This is a genomic window from Mycobacterium sp. FW102-FHT13B02, assembly GCF_058790275.1.
This window is the reverse complement of sequence record NZ_JBYTCM010000006.1, coordinates 270,531-295,098: the sequence shown is the minus strand read 5'-3', so window position 1 is coordinate 295,098 and position 24,568 is coordinate 270,531. Positions and strand designations below refer to the sequence as shown.

The window sequence follows — 24,568 nt, the reverse complement described above, 5'->3', positions numbered from 1 at the left end:
ACATGTCCCGAAGAGCGCGGCGCCCCGCTGCGTTGACGCACGGTGGTGTCGGAGCCCGCGCTCAGGGCGTCCACCACGGCCGCAGCGGCAGCCCGCCGTCAGCGCCGTGCTCGTCCAGCTTGACGGCCAGAACCTGGTGCAGTTGAACCACATTGGTCTCGAAGCCCACGCGGGAGCCAGCCATGTACATGCCCCAGACCTTGGCTGTGGCCAGCCCGACCTCGGCGACGGCTTCGTCCCAGTTCCGGACCAGGTTGGCGCACCAGTCGCGCAGCGTCAGGGCGTAGTGCTGGCGCAGGTTCTCCTCGTGCAGGACCTCCAGTCCGGCGTCCTGGGCCGTGGCGATGATCCGGCCGGAGCCGGTCAGTTCCCCATCGGGGAAGACGTACCGGTCGATGAAGCCGCCGACGCTCCTGGCGTGGTTGTGCGGTCGGGTGATGCAGTGGTTGAGCAGCAGCCCGCCGGGCCGTAGCCGGTCGCGCAGGAACTGGAAGTACGCCGGATAGTTGGCGATACCGATGTGCTCGGTCAGGCCGATCGAGGACACCGCGTCGAAGTTGTCCGCCCGTACGTCGCGGTAATCACCATGGACGACGCGGGCGTGCTCGGTCAGACCCTCGTCGGCGATGGCGTGCTGGGCCCAGTCGGCCTGCGCCGCGGACAGTGTCACGCCGGTGGCCTGGACACCGCGCCGGGCGGCATACCGGACCATGCCGCCCCAGCCGCAGCCGACGTCGAGCAGCCGGTCACCGGGCTGCAACCGCAGCTTGTCGAACACCAGCCGGTACTTGTTCTCCTGGGCTTCTTCGAGCGTGGCGTCCGGGCGCGGGTAGCAGGCGCAGGTGTACGTCATCGACGGGCCGAGCACCCGCTCGTAGAACGCGTTGGACACGTCGTAGTGGTGGTGGATGGCCTCGGCGTCCCGGATCCGGCTGTGCCGCAGCCCTTCCGCAATCCGCCGCCATTTCGGTAGGGCCTCTTGCGGCGGCGGGGCAATCGGCAGCAGGTGCTCGTATCCGATGGACCGCACGATGTTGGCCAGCACCCGGATCGGCGGGCGCTTGAACTGCAGCTTGTCGGCAAGCGCTTTGAGCAACTCGTAGGGGTCGCCCGGATGTACGCCGAGCGCCGCGAGATCACCCGCGACGTAGGCGCGGGCCAGGCCCAGGTCGCCGGGTGCGGTCGCGAGGTACGTCGTGCCGCGGGGAGTGAGCAGGCTCAAGCCCAGCGCGGCGTCCTCGGGGCCGGCGGAACTGCCGTCGTACGCCTCGAATTTCAGGGGCAGCCGGCCGCTCGAGAAGCTCTCCAGCACTTCAGCCAGAGTCAGCTTGCCGTCGGTCGTACCGCGGTCGTCAGTTGCCGTCATTGCCGTTGTACCGCCTTCGCATAGAGGTCTAGTAGCCGCGATTCGGGGTCGTAAACGTCCTTGACCTTCCGGTACTCCGCGCCGCCGTAACGCCTGTCGAAATCGTCGGGCGAATAGAACGATTCGGAGTACAGGGATTTGTGGCCGCCGCATTCGTCGACCTTGCTCTCGATCAACCGGTTCGTCTCCCCGGCCTCCCGGCCGGCCGGCACCGATGACCAGAACCCGACGTTGACGTAGTTGCGGTGGGGCTGGATCGGATACAGCGGCCACTGGGCGTCACCGCGTAACCGCAACGGGCACAACCAGATCGGGGTGATGGGCACCCGCTCGAGAAACCACTCGAGAAAGTCGACGACGCGCTCTGCCGGCACCTCGACGTCCTGCACCACGCGCTCGCGCAGGGGCTGCTTCGGGGCGAAGATGCTGCGCCGTTCGATCCGGTCGGCGATGTGGAAGCGCTGGTCCAGGCCGACCAGCTTCCAGTACACGCTGCTGCGCCGGTACCGCCGGGGCCACAACCGCCGGACGAGCGGGCGTTGCGCACCGAAGGCCTCGGAACACCAGAACCAGTCGGTGTCCCAGCGCCAGAGATAGTCATGCGTGGTGAGCCGGTCGTGTCGTTCGCCGGAGTCGTGCTGGATGGACCGGTAGAAGATGCGCTGTCCGGTGTAATCGCTGACCGGGCCGTCCGTCCCGGTCTTCATCCCCAGGCACAGATAGCTCTCGCCGGGGCCGAAGACGACGCCGTCGAGATAGTCGACGGGGACGCCGTCATGGCCGCCGGTGTCGAGGATCCGCTGCAGCTCGCCGACCAGATCGGTGAGCCGGTGGAAGCGCAGGTGCCTGAGCTTGACGAACGGCCGCACGGGTTCCAGCTCGATCCGTAGCCGCACCGAATAGCCCAGCGTGCCATAGGAATTCGGGAAGGCGTAGAACAGGTCGGAATGGGTGTGCGGGGAAGCCCGGATCAGCTCGCCGGCCCCGGTGAGGATGTCCAGCTCCAGTACGGACTCGTGCGGCAGGCCGTTGCGGAAGGACGTCGACTCGATGCCCAGCCCGGTGACGGCGCCCCCGAGGGTGATGGTCTTGAGTTGCGGAACGACCAACGGCGCCAAGCCGAACGGCAGCGTCGCCGCCACCAGCGTCTCGTAGGTGCACATGCCCTGGACGTCGGCGGTACGGGACTCGGTGTCGACCGCGAGGACGCCGTCGAGCCCGGAGACGTCCAGCCCCTTGGTCTTGGTGCGCGACCGGGCGCGGAACAGGTTCGATGTCGGTTTCGCCAGTCGCACCGTCGCCCCCTGCGGGATGGCGCGGTAGCTGTCCAGCAGCCGTTGCACGGCCGCCTCGTGGGCGGCCGTCGCGTCGGTCGCGACAGCGGTCACACATATACGCTAGACCGAGACCGCGGTCCTCGCGACCGCACAGTGAAGCCACGAACAGGAGTTTTGCCTGATGGGACAGGTCAGTGCGTCCAGCACCGTGTTGATTCTCGCCGAGCCGGAGAAGGTGCTGGCGGCGGTCGCCGACTACCAGACCGTGCGCCCGAAGATCCTTTCGCCGAACTACAGCGGCTACCAGGTGCTCGAAGGCGGACAGGGCGCCGGCACTGTCGCGACCTGGAAGCTGCAGGCCACGAAGAAGCGCTCGCGTGAGGTGAAGGCCACGGTCGACGTCGCGGGCAAGAGCGTCATCGAGAAGGACGCCAACTCGTCGATGGTGACCACCTGGACCGTCGCCCCGGCCGGCACCGGTTCGACCGTCACCGTCAAGACCGCGTGGCAGGGCGCCGGCGGCATCGGCGGCTTCTTCGAGAAGACCTTCGCGCCACTTGGCCTGCGCAAGATCCAGGACGAGGTGCTGGGCAACCTGAAGAAGGTTGTCGAGGGATAGCAACGACGGCGCGACGCGTCCGTAATTAGCGGCCAGATGGTCGCCCGACCTTCCGTCGGGCGACTAGGCTGGCGCACACCCGATCATCATGCGGCTGAGCCGCGAATCAAACCAAGGGGATCTTCATGCAACCCGGTGGCCAGCCCGATATGTCCGCGCTGCTCGCTCAGGCGCAGCAGATGCAGCAGCAGCTCATGGCTGCGCAGGAGTCCCTGGCCACCTCGTCGGTGGTCGGTCAGGCCGGCGGTGGGCTGGTCAAGGTCACCATGATGGGCAGCGGGGAGATCACCGCGCTGACCATCGACCCGAAGGTCGTCGATCCGGACGACATCGAGACGCTGCAGGACCTCATCGTGGGTGCCCTGGGCGACGCTTCCGAGCAGGTGACACTGATGGCGCAGCAGCGCCTCGGTCCGCTGGCCGGCGGCATGCAGGGCATGGGCCTGCCCGGGTTCTGATGTGTTTGAAGGACCAGTACAGGATTTGATCGACGAGCTCGGCAAGCTGCCGGGTATCGGGCCGAAGAGTGCCCAGCGCATCGCGTTCCACCTGTTGTCGGTGGAGCCGCCGGACATCGACCGGCTGACCGCGGTGCTGAACCGGGTACGCGACGGGGTCAAGTTCTGTGCGGTGTGCGGAAACGTGTCCGACGACGACCGGTGCCGCATCTGTAGCGACCCGCGCCGCGATGGCTCGCTGGTGTGTGTCGTCGAGGAGCCCAAAGACGTCCAGGCGGTGGAGCGCACGCGCGAATTCCGCGGGCGCTACCACGTCCTGGGTGGGGCGCTCGATCCGCTGTCCGGCGTCGGGCCGGAGCAATTGCGAATTCGTGAACTGCTCAACAGGATTGGACAGCGGGTCGACGGCGTGGACATCGTCGAGGTGATCATCGCGACCGACCCGAACACCGAGGGCGAGGCCACCGCCACGTACCTGGTGCGCATGCTGCGGGACATTCCGGGACTTTCGGTGACGCGCATCGCGTCGGGTCTGCCGATGGGTGGCGACCTGGAGTTCGCCGACGAGCTGACGCTGGGCCGGGCCCTGGCCGGCCGCCGCGCCATGGTCTGATTCGCGGCTCGGCCGCGGTGGTCTGATTCGCGGCTCGGCCGCGGTGGTTTAACTCTGCGTTGCCACGAAACGACTTCCCGTAGGGGTGGGTACTCCTACTTTTTGTGCTTGAGCCCGCATCGGCGAATACAGCTAACTATCGGAATCAACTGCCGGAGGGTGTGCCCTGCAAAGTCGGCACGGATATCGGCATCGGGCAAAGATTGCCGCGAAAGTTGTTACGACATCGGGGATTTCGGAGGGATTGCTCGATCGCGGTGCGCCGGGGTCGGTTTATTGACGCCCGTTTGTGGACATAGTGTGGGCATGTAGCATTCGCCCACGAGGTGAGTGGAAATCGCCTCGCCCAATTATCTTGAGCGTCAATTCTTTTGGGGGCACCATGAGCACCAACCCGTTCGACGACGACAATGGTTCTTTCTTCGTGCTGATCAACGACGAAGAGCAGCACAGCCTGTGGCCGACCTTTGCTGACGTTCCGGCGGGCTGGCGGGTGGTCTTCGGTGAGGCGGACCGCGCCGCGTGCCTGGAGTACATCGAGCGGGAGTGGGCCGACATCCGGCCGAAGAGCTTGCGGGACCGACTGGCGGTGGGGCAGCGGCTCTGATCGCTCGGTGATTCAGGGGTAGTTCGGCATTTCTGGTTTCGGGATGGATCTCGGCGATTCGTCGTTGCCTGTCACGCGTGGGCAGTTGGATATCTGGCTCGCGCAGGAAACAGGTCAATCGGCTGCGGAATGGCAGCTCGGCATCTTCGTAAAAATTGACGGCCCGGTCGATTTCGAGATTTTCGAGCAGTCCATCCGCCGCGTCGTCGGCGAGGCCGATCCGGTGCTCGCGACCTTCTCGGAGTCCGACGGCCAGGTGCGCCAGCGCCTGCTCGATGTCGCCGACATCGAAGTGGCCTTTCACGATCTGGCCCGTGCCGATCCGACACACGCGGACCAGCCGATGGCCGAGGCCCGCGCGATGGCCTCGGCGCTGCAGCGCACCCCGATGCCGTTGGACGGGCCGCTGCTGCGCTTCGCGTACTTCCGCGCCGACGCCACGGAGTCCTACTTCTTCGCGTGCTGCCACCACATCGTCGCCGACGGTATCGGGTTGGCGCTGGTCCTGCAGCGGATCGCCGCGGTGTACTCGGAAGCTGTTGCGGGCCTGCCGATTCAGCCGTCGTATTTCAGTTCCCTGCAAGACCTGCTCGACTGTGAAGAAGCGTACGAAGCCTCTGCGGACTACGCCGAGGACGAGGCGTACTGGACGGCGAATCTGCCGGCGGAAACCACGCGCGAGCTCGAGTCGGATGACGCCGCGGGTGCCGTCGATGGCTCGTCCGAGCCGATCCAGTTGGACCCCGCGTTGTTGGCGCGGGTCGAACGACTGTGTGAGGCCTGGGACGTGCGCCGGTCGACGGTGCTCATCGCGGCGTGCGCGCTGGTCCTGCGGAGCCGGGCGTCGGTAGGGCACGAGGTGGTGCTCGACCTGCCGGTGACCCGTCGCGTGCTGCAGGTGTCGAAGACGTTGCCCGGCATGGTCGCTGGGGTGGTGCCGCTGGTGCTGCAGATTTCGCCTGATGTCACGGTCGCCGAGTTCTGCGCGCATGTGCACACCCGCACCCGAGAAGCGGTGCGCCATCAGCGATTTCCGGTCCAGGCCCTGGAACGCAAGCTCCGTGGGCCGGGCGCCGACCGGATCGTCGTCGACTTTCTGCCGACTGGGTTCACCGTGCCGTTGGGAGAGGCCACGGCGGCGGCGCAGCTGATCTCAGGTCTCGGGCGTGGCTCCGGGCTGGCGTTCTCCGGCACGGGCGACGAGCTGTCGGTCACCACGTTCGGCACCCGCCGGCTCGACGTCGTCGAGCTCGCGGACCAGCTGGACCGCGTGCTGACCGCGATGACGGCCGATCCGGCACGGCGCCTGTCCGCCTTGCCGCTGCTCGGTTCGCCGGCGCAAGACCGGCTGGCGGAGTTCGGAAACTGGGCGGCGCTCGATGCCGACACCGCGTCGCGGGTGTCGATTCCGGCGCTCTTCGCCGATCAGGTGGCTCGTGTTCCGGAGGCGGTGGCGCTCAGCGGCGACGGCCGGACCCTGACGTACCGGCAGCTGGACCGCGCATCCAGCCGCATGGCGCAACTGCTTGCCGACCGCGGTGCCGGGCCGGGCCGGCGCGTGGCGGTGATGCTGCCGCGGTCGTCCGAGGCCATCGTGACCATCCTGGCCGTGCTCAAGACCGGCGCGGCCTACCTGCCGATCGACCCCGCCTTGCCGGCGTCCCGGATCGCCTTCATGCTGGCCGATTCCGCGCCATTCGCGGCCGTTACCACCACTGCGCTCGCGGACCGGTTCGACGGATTCGACGGCGTCGTCATCGACGTGCGGGGGCGCGACGCATTCGACGGGCCCGCCGACTGGCCGGCCGCGGCCGGGCCCGAACCCGACGACGTCGCCTACGTCATCTACACCTCGGGTACCACCGGCACGCCGAAAGGCGTTGCGATTGCCCACCAGAACCTCACGCAGCTGATCGCTTCGCAGGATGCCGGCCTGCCGGCCGAGCAGGCGTGGTCGCACTGGCATTCGTATGCCTTCGATTTCTCGGTGTGGGAAATTTTCTCCGCACTGCTGCGTGGCGGCCGACTGGTGGTGGTTCCTGAGTCGGTGTCCGCCGACCCGGCCGAGTTCCACGACTTCCTGATCGCGGAAAAAGTCACCGTACTGACCCAAACCCCCTCTGCCATCGGGATGTTGGACATGGCGGGCCTGGAGTCCTGTGCGCTGGTGATGGGCGGCGAGGCATGCCCGGCCGAGGTGGTCGAGCAGTGGGCGCCCCGCGCACACGAGGAGCAAGACGGCTCTGCGCGGACGATGGTCAACGCCTATGGCCCCACGGAGACCACGATCTACGCGGCGATCAGTGCTCCGCTGACGGCCGACGGTGGTGCGGCCCCGATCGGAACGCCGCCGAGCGGCGCGGCGTTGTTCGTGCTGGACGGCTGGATGCAGCCGGTGCAGCCGGGGGTGGTCGGCGAACTGTATGTGGCCGGTGCCGGCGTGGGTGTCGGATACCTGCACCGGACCGCATTGACCGGAGCCCGTTTTGTGCCATGCCCGTTCGGTAAGCCGGGCGAGCGCATGTACCGCACCGGCGATCTGGTGTATTGGGGCGACGACGGGCAGCTGCGGTACGTGGGCCGCGCCGATGCTCAGGTCAAGATTCGTGGCTACCGCATCGAATTGGGCGAAGTACAAACAGCTTTGGCTGCGCTCGATGGCGTCGCGCAGGCCGCGGCGATCGTCCGGGAGGACCGTCCCGGCGACAAGCGCCTGGTCGGCTACGTCACCGGTGCCGTCGATCCCGTCGAAGCGCGGGCCGCCCTCGCGGATCGGCTACCGGCATATCTCGTCCCGTCGGTGATCGTGGTGCTGCCGGAACTGCCCCTGACCACCAGCGGCAAGCTCGATACCCGCAGCCTGCCGGTGCCGGAGTACACCGGCGACGACTACCGTGCACCGGACAGCCCGGTCGAAGAGATCCTGGCCGCCATCTACGCCGAAATCCTCGGCCTGGATACGGCGGCCGTCAGTGTCGACGACTCGTTCTTCGAGCTGGGCGGCGACAGCATTCTCGCGATGCAGGTGGCGGCGCGCGCCCGCGCGGCCGGTCTGGCATGCCGCCCGCGCGACATATTCGTCGAGCAGACGGTGGCGCGGCTGGCGCAGACCGTGACCGTGACCGACGACGCGGATGACGTGGTCGACGAGGGCGTCGGCGCGGTGCAGACGACGCCGATCATGCGGTGGCTCAACACCGTCGAAGGTCCGGTCGATCAGTTCAACCAGACTCTCGTGCTGCAGGCGCCGCAGGGCGCCACCGAGGCCGACGCGGTGATGTTGGTGCAGGCCTTGATGGATCGGCACGCGATGCTGCGGCTGCGGGTCGACACCGATGGCGCACTGGAAGTACCCGAAGCCGGGTCGGTCGCGGCCCGGGAATGCGTGGTCGCCGTCGGCGAACTGACCGAAGCCGCGGTGGCCGCGGCGCGGGGACGGCTGAACCCGAGTGCCGGGGTGATGGTCAGCGGCCTGTGGGTCGGCGCCACCGAGCAACTGGTCCTGATGGTTCACCACCTCGCGGTCGACGGGGTGTCGTGGCGAATCCTGTTGGAAGACACCAATATCGCGTGGGCTCAGCACCGCGCCGGCCAGCCCGTGGAACTGACCACGACAGGCACGTCGTTCCAGCGGTGGGCCGCGCTGCTCGCCGAACATGCGCAGCATCCGGAGGTGCTGGCGCAGGCGACGGCTTGGCAGCAGGTGACATCGGTACCCGCGACGCTGCCGGCGGCGGACCCTGTTGCGGACACCTACGCCACCGCCGGCCGGCTGTCGGTCACGCTGGACGCCGACCACACCCGAGCGCTGCTCGGCGAGGTGCCGGCAGCATTTCACGCCGGCGTGCAGGACATCCTGCTGGTCGGGTTCGCGCTGGCGGTCGCGGAATTTCTGGGCACCGCCGGGGCGGCCATCGGCATCGACGTCGAAAGCCACGGGCGCGACGAAGATCTGGCCGACGATATGGACCTGTCGCGGACCGTGGGGTGGTTCACCGCCAAATACCCGGTGGCGCTGACATTGAGCGAGTTGTCCTGGACGCAGATCGTCGAGGGGGACGACGCGCTGGGCGCTGTTGTCAAGGCAGCCAAGGAGCAGCTGCGCGCGCAGCCGCCGGGCCTGACGTACGGGTTGCTGCGGTACCTGAACGACGACATCGAACTGGATCGCACGGATCCGAGCATCGGATTCAATTACCTTGGCCGCCTGGGCTTTCCGCAAATCGCCGGGGTCGAAGAGCTGTGGCGGCTGGGCCGGGACGAGCTGTCTTTGGATGGCGCCGCGGCGCCCCTGCCGTTGTTCCACACCGTCGAGCTCAACGCCGGCACCGTCGACACCGATGCCGGACCGCAACTGCAGGCCGACTGGACGTGGGCGACGTCCGTGCTCGACGACGCCCAGCTGAACCGGTTGAGCCGGTTGTGGTTCGAGGCACTGGCCGGCATCTGCGCGCACGTCCGGGCGGGTGGCGGCGGCCTGACGCCATCGGATATCGCGCCGACACAGCTGGGGCAGCAGCAGATCGATCAGTTGCAGCAGCAGTACCGGGTCGCCGACATTCTGCCGCTGACGCCATTGCAACAGGGCCTGTTGTTCCACAGCCGCACGGCCCATGAGCGCGCCGACGTCGCGGCCGAGATGTACTCGGTGCAACTGGACTTCACGCTCACCGGTGCCCTCGATCCGCAGCGACTCCGAGATGCGGTGCAAACTACCGTCAATCGGCACCCGCACCTGGCCGCTGTCTTCTGTCAGCAGTTCGACGAGCCGGTGCAGGTGATTCAGGCCGAACCGGAAATCGCCTGGCGGTTCCTCGATTTCAGCGCGACGGGTGCACTCGACGAAGACGAGATACAGCGGCTGTGCGCCGCGGAGCGTATTGCTGTCGGCGACCTTGCCGGTGAGCCGCCGTTCCGGGCACTGCTGATCCGGATCGCGCACGACCGGCACCGCTTCGTGCTGACCAATCACCACATCGTGCTCGACGGCTGGTCGCTGCCGATCCTGCTGCGCGAGATCTTCGCCGGGTATGCCGGGCACCGGTTACCGCCCGCGGCGTCGTACCGGAAGTTCATCACCTGGCTCGCCGAGCGCGACCTCGACGCGGCGCGCGCGGCGTGGGGTGCGGTGCTCGCGGACTTCGATACGCCGACGCTGGTGGGGCCGCAGGACCGGCTGCAGGACCGGCTCGGCCGCGGACACCGCGGCTTCGCGTCGTGCCACGTTTCGGCAGAGACCACGCGCGCCCTCGGAGAGCTTGCGCGCTCGTGTCAGACCACCGTCAGCACCGTGTTGCAGGGCGCGTGGGCCGTGCTGTTGGCGTCGTTGACAGGCAAGCGTGACGTCGCGTTCGGCACCGCGCGCTCCCGGCTCGGCCAGCTCGATGCGGGCGACACCGAATCGATGGTCGGTCTGCTGATCAACACCGTGCCGGTGCGCGCCAACCTCGCCGCGGGCACGACCGTCACCGGCCTGCTCGACCAGCTGCAGGCGGCGCACAACGACACGCTCGATCATCAACATCTGGCGCTCGGCGAGATTCACCGCGTCGCCGGCCACGACCAGCTCTTCGACACGCTCTTCGTGTACGAGAACTATCCGGTCGAAGCGGGCATGTCGGTCGGTGGTGAAGATGGCGCCGAGCTGACGATTTCGTCTTTCGCGAACCGCGAGTTCAATCACTACCCGCTGACTGTCGAGGCGTTTCCGGGCGATGAGCTCGGCCTGCACCTCGAATACGACACCGAAGTGTTCACCGCGGCCGGCATCCAGGCGCTGACCGGCAGGCTGAGCCGGTTGCTGGCGGCGATGACCGCGGATCCGTCGCGCAAGGTGTTGTCCATCGACTTGCTCGATGCGGCGGAACGGGACGAGCTACAGCGGTGGTCTGGTGCCGGGACGCGCGCGCCGGTCGGGCTCGGGACTGAACTGCTCGCCGCTGCCGTCGCGGTCGACCCGGATGCGGTTGCTGTGGTCGACGGCGTGCGGGTCATGTCCTACCGCGAGCTCGACGAAGCGTCGAACCGATTGGCGCGCTTGCTGATCGAGGGTGGAGTCGGGCCCGAACGCGCGGTGGGCGTCGCGATGGACCGCTGCGCCGAATTGGTGGTGGCGTGGTGGGCCGTGCTCAAAGCGGGCGGCGTATACGTGCCGGTGGATCGCACCCACCCCGTCGAACGTATTGCCACGGTGCTGGATTCGGTGGCCGCCACGTGCGTGCTCACCCGCGACGCCGACCAGATTGGTGGCGCGGGGTCCCGCCCGGTGTTCCGGGCAGACATCGACTTGTCGGCCTACCGCGCCGACCCGATCACCGACGCCGACCGTGCGCTGCCGCTGGCGGTGGGCAACACCGCCTACGTCATCTTCACCTCAGGCTCGACGGGTGAGCCCAAGGGCGTCGCGGTCAGTCATGCGGGTCTGCTGGGAGCCGCTACGGCACAACGTGATTCTTACAACTTGGCTGCCGACTCGCGGGTCCTGATGGTCGCTGCCCCGACGTTCGATGCGTCCCTGTTCGAGATGCTGATGGCTACCGGTGCGGCTGCCGCACTCGTGGTGGCACCGCGGGACGTGTATGCGGGCGAGGCACTCGCCGACCTGATGCAGCGGCAGCGGGTCAGCGTGACCCTGCTGACCCCGACAGTCGTGGCGTCCCTGGACCGGGCCCGGCTCGACGGGCTGACCACACTGATCACCGGCGGTGAGGCCTGCCCCGACGAACTCGTGCACGCCTGGGCACCCGGCCGCAGCATGTTCAATGCCTACGGCCCCAGCGAGTCGACCATCTGGGCCACCGGTACACCGCTGACGCCGGGGCAGCAGGTCAACATCGGCAGGCCCATCGCGGGCACCCGGACCCTGGTGCTGGACGCGCAGCTCAACCCCGTGCCGCCGGGCGTGACGGGCGAGTTGTACCTGGCCGGCCCCGCGGTCGCGCTCGGCTATGTGGGCCGACCGACGCTGAGCGCCGAACGCTTCGTCGCCAATCCGCATGGCGGGCCGGATGATTCCGGCAGCCGCATGTACCGCACCGGCGACCTCGCGCGCTGGAACACCGACGGCACGCTGGACTACCTGGGCCGGGCCGACACCCAGATCAAGCTGCGCGGTCAGCGCATCGAGCTGGGCGAGATCGAAAGTGCGCTGCTGGCCTGCCCGCAGGTCAGCCAGGCCGCGGCCACGGTGCACCACGGCACCGGCGGCGCGCAGTTGGTCGGTTACATCACCTTCGAACATGCCACCGACGGCCAGCGTGACACCGCGCATGACGCGGAGATCGTCGGGGAGTGGCAGGACATCTACGACGAGCTGTACGCCGCCGACGACGCGGAAGGTGAAGCGCCCGAGTTCGGTTCGGACTTCCGAGGATGGAACAGCAGCTACACCGGCGAGCCGATTCCACTGGCCGAGATGGAGCAGTGGCGGGCCGCCACGGTCGACCGCATCATGGAACTGCGTCCGCGGCGGGTGCTGGAGATCGGCGCGGGCTCCGGTCTGATCCTGTCCCAGATCGCGCCGCACTGCGAGCAGTATGTCGCCACCGACGTGTCGTCGGCCGCGGTCGACAAGCTGGCGCGTTCGTTGCAGCAGTTGGAGATTCCGTGGCGCGACCGGGTCGAGTTCATGGCGCGGGCGGCGCACGTCACCGACGGACTGCCGCGTGGCCACTTCGACACCATCATCGTGAACTCGGTGGTCCAGTACTTTCCCAACGCGGCGTACCTGACCGAGGTCATCGACAACGCGGTGGAGCTGCTGGCGCCCGGCGGCACGCTGTTCCTCGGCGACATCCGAAACCACACCCTGCAGCACGCCTTCCAGAGCGCCATCGTGCTGGGCCGCAGTGACAGTGAGGCGATATCCGGTACCGATGCCGCGGTGATCCGGCAGCGTGTCGAACATGCCGTGCTCGGTGAAGCGGAGCTGCTGCTGGCGCCGGAGTTCTTCACGACGTGGGCAACGCGACGGGAATCGGCTGTCGGACTTGGTATCCGGATCAAACGCGGCACCGCGGACAACGAGCTCAACCGCTACCGGTACGACGTCACCATCCACAAGGCGCCCGTGGCGGGCCGCTCAGTCGCCGATGTCGGCTCTTGGGCATGGGACGAATGCCCCGACCTCGCCGGCCTGCAGCGCCGGTTGGCCGACCTGCAGCCGGAGGCCATCCGGATCACCGACATTCCCCGCGCGGGCGTGAGCATCGACGTCCGGCTGGAAGCGGAACTCGCCGGAGCGGCGCGTGATTCCGAAGCAGCGGAGGCCACAACGGAAGAACTCCACCGCATCGGTGAAGACGCGGGATACCAGGTCGCCGTCACGTGGGGCGCGGTGCGCGGTAGCGTCGATGCCGTCTTCGTCAGGCCGGATGACGCCGGTTCGGCCGGGGTCCCGCTGACGGACCTCTACCGGCCGCTCGCGCACACCGGCGTCCACGCGAACGAGCCGCACAGCAGCACGAAGATCAGCGCGGTCCGAAACCGACTGAGCGCGTGGCTGCCCGACTACATGGTGCCGCAGCACATCGTGGTGCTCGACGAGATGCCGCTGACGACGTCGGGCAAGCTCGATCGCAAGTCGCTACCGGCGCCGGAGTACGCCGACGCCGACGGCTACCGGGCGCCGGCCGGGGTCGTGGAGGAGATTCTCGCGGACATCTACGCCCAGGTGCTGGGCGTGCAGCGGGTCGGCGTGGACGACTCGTTCTTCGATCTGGGCGGCGACTCGTTGTCGGCGATGCGCCTGATCGGTGCGGTGAATTCGAGTTTGGCGGTGGACCTTTCGGTGCGCGCGCTGTTCGAGGCGCCCACGGTTGCGCAGCTGGCGCCCCGGATCGGCGGGGACGCCACGCGGCTGGCTCCGCTGGTGGCCGGGCAGCGGCCCGAGCTGCTGCCGCTGTCCTTCGCCCAGAACCGGTTGTGGTTCTTCGACCAGTTGCAGGGCCCCTCGGCCATCTACAACCTGGCCGTGGCACTGCGGCTGCGCGGGCGCCTCGATGCCGACGCGCTCGGTCGCGCCCTGTCCGATGTGGTGTCCCGCCACGAAAGCCTGCGGACCTTGTTCGTGGCGCCGGAGGGTACGCCCGAGCAGGTGATCATCCCCGCGGACCGGGCCGACATCGGCTGGCAGACCGTCGACGCCGCCGGCTGGACAGCGCGCCGGCTCGACGATGCCGTGGGCGCGGCGGCGCGGCACACCTTCGACCTTTCGGCGCAGGTTCCGTTCCACGCCAGGCTGTTCCGCATCAGCGACGACAACCACATCCTGGTAGTGGTGGTGCACCACATCGCTGCCGACGGTTCGTCGGTGACCCCGCTCGTGCGTGATCTCGGCCTGGCCTATGCCAGCCGGTGCGTCGGGCGAGCCCCGGACTGGGCGCCGCTGCCGGTGCAGTATGTCGACTACACGCTGTGGCAGCGTGCACAATTCGGTGAACTCGACGATGCCGACAGTCCCATCGCGGCGCAACTGGACTTCTGGCAGGAGACCCTCGCCAGGCTGCCCGAGCGCCTCGACCTGCCGACCGACCGGCCGTACCCACCGACGGCCGACCACCACGGCGCGCGGGTGACCGTACAGTGGCCGGTCGCCCTGCAGCAGCAGATCCGCCGCGTCGCCCGTGAGCACAACGCGACCAGCTTCATGGTGATCCAGGCGGCGTTCGCCGCTCTGCTGGCGCGAATCAGCTCGACTTCTGATGTGGCGGTGGGCTTCCCGATCGCGGGCCGGCGCGACCCGGCACTCGATGAGCTCGTGGGGTTCTTCGTCAACACTCTGGTGCTCCGGGTCGACCTGGGCGAGTTCCCCGGCGGCGACCCCAGGTTCGTCGACCTACTCGCGCAGGTCCGCCGGCGGAGCCTGGCGGCATACGAGCACCAGGACGTGCCGTTCGAGATGCTCGTCGAGCGGCTGAATCCCACCCGGAGCCTGACTCACCATCCGGTGGTCCAGGTGCTGCTGGGCTGGCAGAACTTCTCCTGGCAGGCCGGGGACGCGGCAGGACTGGCTCTCGGCGATCTGCAGGTGACCCCGTTGACGGTGGACACCCAGACCGCCCGGATGGACCTGGCGTTCTCGCTGGGCGAGCGGTGGGACACCGACGGGGAGCCTGACGGACTCGACGTGATGGTGGAGTTCCGCACCGACATCTTCGACGCCGAGAGCATCCAGGCGCTCGTCGGCCGGTTCGAGCGAATGGTGTTGGCGTTCAGCACCGATCCGGAGCAGCGGCTGTCGTCGGTGGATCTGCTCGACGAGGTCGAGCAGGCCCGGCTGGACCGCTGGGGCAACCGGGCGGTGCTCGGTCAGCCGTCAGCGGTGACGACTGTGCCGGAGGTGTTCGCCGCTCAGACTGCCCGCACCCCGGATGCGGTCGCGGTGGTCTGCGGCGCCCGGTCCCTGACCTACCGGGAGCTCGACGAGGCCTCGAACCGGTTGGCAAATCTGCTCACGGAGCAGGGTGCCGGGCCGGGACAGATTGTCGCGCTGCTGTTTTCGCGTTCGGCGGAAGCGATCGTGGCGATCCTCGCCGTACAGAAGTCCGGCGCGGCTTATCTGCCGTTCGATCCCGCACTGCCTGCGGCGCGTATCGAGTTCATGCTCGGCGACGCCGCGCCGATTGCCGTGGTGACCTCCGGTGACCTGACGGACCGCTTCGCTGGATTCGGCGGCGCGGTCATCGACGTGGCCGATCCCAGGGTCGCGACGCAGCCGAGCTCCCCGCCACCGGGGCCCGCGCCCGACGACATGGCGCACCTGATCTACACCTCGGGCACTACCGGGGTGCCGAAAGGCGTTGCGGTCACGCAGTACAACGTCGTTCAGCTGTTCCAGGGCCTGGAGATCGGGATCGACCTGTCGCCGGATGCCGGGGCGATCGGAGCGACGGGAGATGTGCAGGTGTGGACGCAGTTCCACTCCTACGCGTTCGACTTCTCGGTGTGGGAGATCTGGGGTGCGCTGCTGCACGGCGGACGCCTGGTGGTGGTTCCCGACGCGGTGGCCCGTTCCGCCGACGACTTCCACGACCTCCTGGTCCGCGAACAGGTCACCGTGCTCACCCAAACCCCTTCGGCCGCAGCGGTGTTGGCGACCGAAGGGCTGGATGCCGCCGCCCTGGTCATCGGCGCCGAGGCCTGCCCGCCCGAGATGGTCAACCGCTGGGCACCGAACCGCACGATGGTCAACGTCTACGGCCCGACCGAGACGACCATGTGGCTGTGCAAGAGCCTGCCGCTGACCGCGGGTTCCGGTGCACCGCCGATCGGGTCGCCCACAGCAGGCGCCGCGTTCTTCGTCCTCGATGATTCGCTGCGCCCCGTTCCGCCGGGAGTGGTCGGTGAGCTGTACCTCGCCGGGCGGGGCGTCGGAATCGGCTACTGGCGCCGGTCCGGCCTGACCGCAACCCGTTTCATGGCCTGCCCGTTCGGTGCGCCCGGCACGCGCATGTACCGCACGGGTGACCTGGTGTCGTGGCGCCCCGATGGACAGCTGGACTACTTCGGCCGGGCCGACGAGCAGGTCAAGGTCCGCGGCTACCGCATCGAATTGGGCGACGTCCGTTCGGCACTGGCCGAACTGCCCGGGGTCGAACATGCGGCGGTGATCGCCCGCGAAGACCGGCCCGGCGACAAGCGCCTCGTCGGCTACATCGTCGGCACCGCGGACCCGGCCGAGGCGCGCACCGCGCTGGCGCACCGGCTGCCGGGCTACATGGTCCCAGCCGCCGTCATCGCCGTGCCGGCACTGCCGGTCACGGTCAACGGCAAGCTGGACACCCGTGCGCTGCCCGCCCCGGACTACCAGGACTCCGCGCGGTACCGCGCCCCGTCGGGGGCCGTCGAGGAAACCCTGACGGCCATCTACGCGGAGCTCCTCGGTGTCGAGCGGGTCGGTGTGGACGATTCGTTCTTCGATCTCGGTGGAGATTCGTTGTCCACCATGCGGTTGATCGCCGGGATCAACGCGGCGCTCGATGCCGAGTTGCCGGTGCGCACCGTCTTCGAGGCACCCACCGTGGCTCAGCTCGCGGCGCGGATCGGGGACGGCGCAGCGCGGCGCGAGGCGCTGGTGGCCATTCCCGCGGCAGAGCGGCCAGAACCGATCCCGCTGTCGTACGCCCAGAACCGGCTGTGGTTCGTCGACCAATTGCAGGGTGCCTCAGCGCTTTACAACATGCCGGTGATGCTGCGGCTGCAGGGGCAGCTCGATGCCGATGCGCTACATGCGGCGCTGACCGACGTGGTCGGCCGGCACGAGAGTCTGCGTACCGTGTTCACCGCGACCGACGGCACGCCGCACCAGGTGATCGTGCCCGCCGACGAGGTGGAGCTCGGCTGGGATGTGGTGGATGCCGAAGGGTGGACCGACGAGCAACGGGCCGCCGCCGTACGTGCGGCCGCACAGTATGCGTTCGATCTGGCCACCGAAATCCCGGTGCGCGCCAGCCTGTTCCGCCTCGGTGACGACGAGCACCTGTTGGTGGCCGTGGTGCATCACATCGCCGCGGACGGTTGGTCGTTGCAGCCGCTGGTCACCGATCTGGGCACGGCGTACGTCAGCCGGCGCGCGGGAGCAGCGCCGGGCTGGGCTCCGCTCGCGGTGCAGTACGTCGACTACACCCTGTGGCAGCGTAGGCAGCTCGGCGAACTCGAGGCACCCGACAGCGAGGTCTCGGCCCAGCTGGGTTACTGGGCGGACGCGCTGGCCGGCCTTCCCGACCGGATCGACCTGCCGACCGACCGGCCCTACCCCGCGGTGGCCGACCTGGCGGGTGCCACGATCGAAGTCGACTGGCCCGCCGAGTTGCAGCAGCAGATCGCGCGCGTCGCACGTGAGCACAACGCGACCAGCTTCATGGTGGTGCAGGCCGCGCTGGCCGTCATGCTGGCCAAGCTGGGCGCCAGTTCCGATGTGGCCATCGGCTTCCCGATCGCCGGGCGGCGCGACCCCGCGCTGGACGACCTGGTGGGCTTCTTCGTCAACACCCTGGTGTTGCGCGTCGACCTGGCCGGAAACCCCACTGTCGAAGAGCTTTTGGCGCAGGTGCGGGCCCGCAGCCTCGCTGCCTACGAGCATCAGGACGTGCCCTTCGAGGTGCTGGTCGAGCGCCTGAATCCCGCACGCTCGCTGTCCCACCACCCGCTGGTGCAGGTCATGCTGGGCTGGCAGAACCTGCCGTGGCAGCACGTCGACAGTACGGCCGGCCTGGCATTGGGCGACCTGACCGTCACTCCGCTGCCCGTGGAAACCCAGGCCGCGCGCATGGACCTGGCGTTCTCGCTGTCCGAACGCTGGACGGCCACAGGCGAACCCGCGGGCATCGGCGGCATCGTCGAATTCCGCACCGACGTGTTCGATGCGGCGAGCGTCGAAGCGTTGGTGCAGCGGATGCAGGGCGTGCTGGCGGCCATCACCGCCGATTCCACGCGGGCGCTGTCGACGGTCGACCTGCTGACTGCCGACGAGCGGGCGCGGGTCGAGGCGAACGGGCATCGTGACGTCCTGAGGCGGCCGCCGGACCAGCCGTCGATTCCCGAGTTGTTCGCCACCCACGTCCGTTTGGGCCCCGACGCGGTGGCGATCACCGACGCGGGCGCACCAGCCAGTACGGACGCTCGCGCATCGATGACGTACGCGGAACTGGACGCGGCCTCGAACCGGGTGGCCCACCTGCTGACCGGGCACGGTGTCGGTCCGGGTTCTGTTGTGGCGCTGTTGCTTTCCCGCTCGGCCGATGCCATCGTCGCGATGCTGGGTGTGCTCAAGGCCGGTGCCGCATACCTGCCGATCGACGTTTCGTGGCCGTCGTCGCGCATCGAGTTCGTCCTCGACGACGCGGCGCCGGTAGCGGCGATCAGTACCGACCCGGATCTGTTGGCCGGCTTCAGCGGCGCGGTCATCGCCGTCGATGATGCTGCCGGACAAGCGGATTCAGCGCTGCCGATGCCGAATGCCGAATCACTTGCCTACCTGATCTACACCTCGGGTACCACCGGCGCGCCCAAGGGCGTCGGACTCACCCACGCCAATGTGACCCAGCTGCTCGGCGCTCTCGACACGCGACTGCCCGCCGCCGGCGCGTGGAGCCATGCCCACTCGCTGGCGTTCGACGTGTCGGTGTGGGAGATCTTCGGCGCGCTGCTCCGCGGCGGCAGGGTCGTGGTGATCGGTGACGCGGTTGCCCGGTCATCGGCGGATCTGCATCAGGTCCTGGTGGCCGAAGGCGTCAGTGTCCTGACCCAAACCCCAACGGCCGCAGCCGTATTGTCACCGGCCGGACTGGAGCGCGCGGCGCTCGTCGCGGTTGGTGAAGCCTGCCCGCCCGAGGTGGTCCAGCGCTGGGCGACTGACGGGCGGCTGATGGTCAACGCCTACGGACCGACCGAGACGACGATGTGCGTCGCGATCAGCGCGCCGCTGACCACCGATTCGGCGTCGGAATCTGCGGTGGTGCCGATCGGTTCGCCGGTGGGGGGCGCAGCGCTGTTCGTGCTCGACGCCTCGTTGCGGCCGGTGCCGCCCGGCGTGATCGGTGAACTCTACGTCGCCGGTTCCGGGCTGGGTGTCGGCTATCTGCGTCGCGCTGGGCTGAGCGCCGCACGCTTCGTGGCGTGCCCGTTCGGGGCGCCGGGGCAACGGATGTACCGCACCGGTGACCTGGTGCGGTGGGGCGCCGACGGGCAGTTGACCTACCTGGGCCGGGCGGACGAACAGGTCAAGATCCGCGGCTATCGCATCGAACTCGGTGACGTGCAAACGGCGCTGGCGGCACTGGACGGTGTGCAGCAGGCCGTGGTGATCGCCCGCGAGGACCGGCCGGGCGACAAGCGCCTGGTCGGTTACGTGACCGGGACCGTTGACCCCGCCGCGGCGCGAGCTGAACTGGCGCAGCGACTTCCGGCCTACATGGTGCCCGCGGCGATCGTGACGCTGGACCGGTTGCCGTTGACGGCCAACGGCAAGCTGGACACGCGTGCCCTGCCCGCACCCGATTATGTGGCCGGCGACTACCGGGCACCGGCGACTGCGGTCGAGGAAATTCTGGCCGGCATCTTCGCGAATCTGCTGGGACACAGCCGCGTCGGCGTGGACGATTCCTTCTTCGATCTCGGCGGTGACAGCATCGCGGCGATGCGTTTGATCGCGGCGATCAACGCCGCGCTCGACACGGACCTGGCGGTACGCACGGTCTTCGAGGCACCGACCATCGCCGAGCTGGCCCCGCGGATCGGGGCATCCGCAACGCGGCGGGAGCCGCTGGCGGCGAGCGAGCGGCCGGACGTCATCCCGTTGTCGTTCGCGCAGAATCGGTTGTGGTTCCTCGAACAACTGCAGGGTCCGTCCGCCACCTACAATCTCTCCACGGTGCTGCGGCTCGCCGGACACCTGGACGCCGAGGCGCTGCACGCCGCGCTGGTCGACGTGGTGGTCCGGCACGAGGCGCTGCGGACGGTGTTCGTCGCGCCCGACGGCGTACCACAGCAGGTGGTGCTCCCGGCATCTTCGGCCGACATCGGTTGGGAGAGCACCGATGCCACCGGCTGGGCGGCGGACCGGCTGGACGCCGCCGTGGACACCGCGGCGCGATACGCCTTCGACATCGCCACCGAGATTCCCTTGCGGGCCAGCCTGTTCCGGGTTGCCGCCGACGAACACGTCTTGGTCGCCGCCGTCCACCACATCGCAGCCGACGGCTGGTCGATCACGCCGCTGGCGCGTGACCTGGGCGTGGCCTACGCGAGTCGCTGCGCCGGACAGGCACCGCAGTGGCCGGATCTGCCGGTGCAGTACGTGGACTACACGCTGTGGCAGCGTGTGCAATTCGGTGATCTGCGCGATGGCGACAGCCCGATCGCGGCGCAGCTCGGCTACTGGCAGGAGGCGTTGGCGGGGTTGCCGGAACGGCTGCAACTGCCCACCGACCGGCCCTACCCGCTGGTGGCGGACCAGCACGGTGCCACCGTCGCCATCGACTGGCCGGCCGAGCTGCAGCAGCAGATCGCGCACGTGGCGCGTGAACACCACGCCACCGGATTCATGGTGGTGCAGGCGGCGCTGTTGGCGTTGCTCGCCAAGGTCAGCGCGAGTTCCGATGTCGCCGTGGGCTTCCCGATCGCGGGTCGGACCGACCCGGCACTCGACGAGCTCGTCGGCTTCTTCGTCAACACCCTGGTGCTGCGCGTCGAACTGTCCGGTGATCCGACGTTCGCCGACCTGCTGGCGCAGGTGCAGCAGCGCAGCCTCGCGGCCTACGAGAACCAAGACGTGCCGTTCGAGGTGCTGGTCGAGCGGCTCAACCCCACACGGAGCCTGACGCACCACCCCTTGGTGCAGGTACTGCTGGCCTGGCAGAACCTGCCCGGACAACAGGGACGTGGCACCGGGCTCACCCTCGGCGACCTGGAGGTGACACCGGTCCCGGTCGACACTCAGACCGCGCGCATGGACCTGACGTTCTCGCTCGGTGAGCGCTGGACCGATGACGGCGCACCCGCCGGCATCGCAGGTACCGTCGAATATCGCACCGACGTTTTCGACGCCGCCACCATCGAGGCATTGGTCGATCGGTTGCAGCGAGTACTGACCGCCGTCAGCGCGGACCCGACAGTGCCGGTGTCCGCGGTCGAGATACTCGACGACACCGAGCGCGCGCGTATCGATGCCATCGGCAACCGGGCGGCATTGGCCCGGCGCACTCACGACGTTGCCATCCCAGAACTGTTCGCCGCGGTGGCAGGGCGCACCCCGGATGCGGTCGCGGTCAGTTGCGCCGGCCGCACCCTGACCTATCGGGAACTCGACGAGCACGCGGACCGGTTGGGGCATCTGCTCGCCGCACACGGCGCCGCACCGGGACAGACTGTGGCACTTCTGCTTCCGCGGTCTGCCGAGGCCATCGTGGCGATCCTGGCGGTGCTCAAGACCGGGGCGGCGTACGTTCCGCTCGATCCGGCGTTGCCGGCGGCCCGTATCGAGTTCGTTCTGGGCGATGCCACACCGGTCGCGGTGATCACCGCGGACGACCTGGGGGACCGGGTCTCCGGTCTGGACATCCCCGTCATCGATGTGGACGATGCTGCCGACGCGGCCCGGCCCGACACCGCACTGACGGGACCGAGCGCGGGCGACATCGCCTATCTGATCTACACCTCGGGTACCACCGGCGTGCCCAAAGGCGTTGCGGTCGCGCACCGCAACGTGACCCAGCTGATCGGCGCCCCCGACTCCGGCCTGCCGACATCCGGTGTCTGGAGCCAGTGGCACTCGCTGGCGTTCGACGTCTCGGTGTGGGAGATTTTCGGCGCCCTGCTGAACGGCGGCCGGTTGGTCGTCGTGCCCGAATCGGTGGCGCGGGCGCCCGAGGACCTGCATGCGCTGGTGGCCGCGGAGCAGGTCACCGTGCTGAGCCTGACTCCCTCTGCGGCCGGCGCGCTTTCGCCCGCCGGGCTGGACGGCGTCACGCTCGTGGTGGCGGGTGAGGCGTGCCCCACCGAATTGGTCGACCGCTGGGGATCCGGCCGCGTCATGATCAACGCCTACGGCCCGACGGAAGCCACGATCTATGCCGCGATCAGCGCGCCACTGACGCCCGGACAGCCGACGGTGCCGATCGGTTCGCCGGTGCCGGGCGGCTCGACCTTCGTGCTGGACAGCCACCTACGGCCGGTCCCGATCGGTGTCATCGGTGAGCTCTACCTCGCCGGTGGCGGCGTCGCCGCCGGATATCTGCGCCGCGGTGGGCTGACCGCCTCGCGCTTCGTGGCCTGCCCGTTCGGTGGGCCCGGCGCCCGCATGTACCGCACCGGGGACCTGGTGCGGTGGCGCGCCGACGGGCAGCTGGACTATCTCGGCCGGGCCGACGACCAGGTCAAGATTCGCGGCTACCGCATCGAATTGGGCGACATCCAAGGAGCTTTGGCCGACCTCTGCGGGGTGGACCAGGCCGCCGTGATTGCCCGCGAAGACCGGCCGGGGGACAAGCGCCTGGTCGGCTATGTCACCGGATCGGCCGATCCGGCGGCGATCCGCGCCGCGCTGGCAGATCGATTGCCGGCGTACATGATTCCCGCCGCGGTCCTCGTGGTGCCGGAACTGCCGTTGACGGCCAACGGCAAGCTCGACGTCCGCGCACTGCCGGCACCGGAGTACGCCGCCGGTGACTACCGCGCACCGGCCAATGCGATCGAGGAGATTCTCGCCAGCATCTACGCCGCCGTGCTCGGCGTCGAGCGCGTCGGTGTCGACGACTCGTTCTTCGACCTCGGCGGCGACAGCATTTCGTCGATGCAGGTGGTCACGCGAGCGCGGGCGGCGGGTCTGACCTGCCGGACCAAGGACCTGTTCGTCGAGCAGACCGTCGCCCGGCTGGCCCGGGTGGTCGGGGTCAGCGAGAATTCAGGCGGCGAAGCCGATTCGGGCGTCGGTCCGCTGCCGGCCACCCCGATCATCGAATGGCTGCGCGGCGTCGACGGCCCCACCGACCAGTTCAACCAGACGGTCCTGGTGCAGGCTCCCGCCAACGCCTCTGCGGCCGACGCGGCAATCTTGTTGCAGGCCTTGCTGGATCGCCATGCGACCCTGCGGATGCGCGTCGAGGAAGACGGTCATGGCGGCTGGGCGCTGGCTACCGCGGAGCCCGGCACCGTGGCTGCCCACCGCTGCCTGCACACCTCAGACACCTGGTCCGACGACGCGCTGGCGGCGGCCCGCGCGCACCTGGACCCTGCTGCCGGGGTGATGCTCAGCGCGCTGTGGGTGTCGGATACCCGGCAACTCGCGGTGATCATCCACCACCTGGCCGTGGATGCGGTGTCGTGGCGAATCCTGTTGGAAGACTTGAATATCGCATGGATGCAGCACCAGGCCGGACAGCCCATCGTGCTGCCGTCGGGCGGTACGTCGTTCCGGCGCTGGGCGGAACTGCTCGCTGAGCACGCGCGGGACGCGGACGTCGTCGAGCACGAGGTCACATGGCAGCGCGTCGAGCAGGCTGCGACCCTGTTGCCCGCGGTGCAGCCCGCTGCCGACACGTTTGCCGCTGCGGGGCACCTGGCCGCCGAGCTGGACGCCGATACCACTGCGACGCTGCTGGGCGCCGTCCCGGCCGCCTTCCATACCGGCATCAACGACATTCTGGTGATCGGATTCGCGTTGGCGCTGGCGGAGTTCGCCGGTGCGTACGGCAGGCCGATGGGGATCGACGTCGAGGGGCATGGGCGCCACGAAGAACTCGGCTCCGGTGTGGACCTGACCCGGACGGTCGGCTGGTTCACCACCAAGTCCCCGGTGTCGATCGCTCTCGGTGACATCACGTGGGCGCAGGTGACCGCCGGTGACGCGGCGCTGGGGGCTGTCGTCAAGGACGCCAAGGAGCAGCTCCGCGCGCTACCGCACCCGCTGACGTACGGACTGCTGCGGTACCTGAGTACCGATGCGATGGTGGCCGGGCCGGATCCGGCCATCGGATTCAACTACCTTGGGCGCCAAGGCGGTACCGCCGAACTCACCGAGGACCTCTGGCGAGTCGGGGATTCGTCCACTGCGGTGACAACGGGGGCCATGGCGATTCCCATGCCGCTGATGCACACGCTGGAACTGGGCGCCGGTGCCGTGGACACTGCGG

At 68.7% G+C, this 24,568-nt stretch carries 7 protein-coding genes (1 of these 7 running past the window's edge); 5 read left to right on the top strand and 2 right to left on the bottom strand.

Annotated elements, in window-relative coordinates; genetic code table 11:
- Window positions 1-61: 61 nt before the first annotated feature.
- Together AC3WTE_RS13420 and AC3WTE_RS13415 are read right to left on the bottom strand one after the other, a co-directional pair.
- Window positions 62-1,366, bottom strand: a complete 1,305-nt coding sequence (locus AC3WTE_RS13420; protein WP_492438113.1) for a class I SAM-dependent methyltransferase — start codon at window positions 1,364-1,366, stop codon at window positions 62-64.
- A complete protein-coding gene (locus tag AC3WTE_RS13415) occupies window positions 1,363-2,754 on the bottom strand; it encodes an FAD-binding oxidoreductase (protein WP_492438111.1) in 1,392 nt (463 codons plus the stop codon). The genes AC3WTE_RS13420 and AC3WTE_RS13415 overlap by 4 nt, the downstream gene beginning before the upstream one ends.
- 70 nt (window positions 2,755-2,824) lie before the next feature.
- Here AC3WTE_RS13415 and AC3WTE_RS13410 point away from each other — a divergent pair, with 70 nt between their 5' ends.
- The 5 genes from AC3WTE_RS13410 to AC3WTE_RS13390 all read left to right on the top strand — a co-directional run.
- Window positions 2,825-3,262, top strand: a complete 438-nt coding sequence (locus AC3WTE_RS13410) for an SRPBCC family protein (RefSeq protein ID WP_492438109.1) — start codon at window positions 2,825-2,827, stop codon at window positions 3,260-3,262.
- Window positions 3,263-3,387: 125 nt separating this feature from the next.
- Window positions 3,388-3,720, top strand: a complete 333-nt coding sequence (locus tag AC3WTE_RS13405; RefSeq protein WP_029119043.1) for a YbaB/EbfC family nucleoid-associated protein — start codon at window positions 3,388-3,390, stop codon at window positions 3,718-3,720.
- A 1-nt stretch (window position 3,721) separates the two neighbouring features.
- On the top strand, window positions 3,722-4,333 hold the full coding sequence (gene recR, locus AC3WTE_RS13400) for a recombination mediator RecR (RefSeq protein WP_492438107.1): 612 nt from the start codon (window positions 3,722-3,724) through the stop codon (window positions 4,331-4,333).
- A 382-nt stretch (window positions 4,334-4,715) separates the two neighbouring features.
- Entirely contained in the window at window positions 4,716-4,940 is a 225-nt protein-coding gene (locus AC3WTE_RS13395; RefSeq protein WP_459367266.1) for an MbtH family protein, read from the top strand.
- 43 nt (window positions 4,941-4,983) lie between these two features.
- On the top strand, window positions 4,984-24,568 hold the 5' portion of the coding sequence (locus tag AC3WTE_RS13390) for a non-ribosomal peptide synthase/polyketide synthase (protein WP_492438105.1). It continues 11,543 nt past the right edge of the window; only the first 19,585 of its 31,128 coding nucleotides appear in the window; its start codon is at window positions 4,984-4,986; its stop codon lies off the right edge, out of view.

What these genes read in the sequence shown, in the direction of transcription:
- AC3WTE_RS13395 (WP_459367266.1), top strand. Translation starts at nt 4,716, where the DNA reads ATGAGCACCAACCCGTTCGACGACGACAATGGTTCTTTCTTCGTGCTG.
- AC3WTE_RS13420 (WP_492438113.1), bottom strand. Translation starts at nt 1,366, where the DNA reads ATGACGGCAACTGACGACCGCGGTACGACCGACGGCAAGCTGACTCTG.
- AC3WTE_RS13410 (WP_492438109.1), top strand. Translation starts at nt 2,825, where the DNA reads ATGGGACAGGTCAGTGCGTCCAGCACCGTGTTGATTCTCGCCGAGCCG.
- AC3WTE_RS13405 (WP_029119043.1), top strand. Translation starts at nt 3,388, where the DNA reads ATGCAACCCGGTGGCCAGCCCGATATGTCCGCGCTGCTCGCTCAGGCG.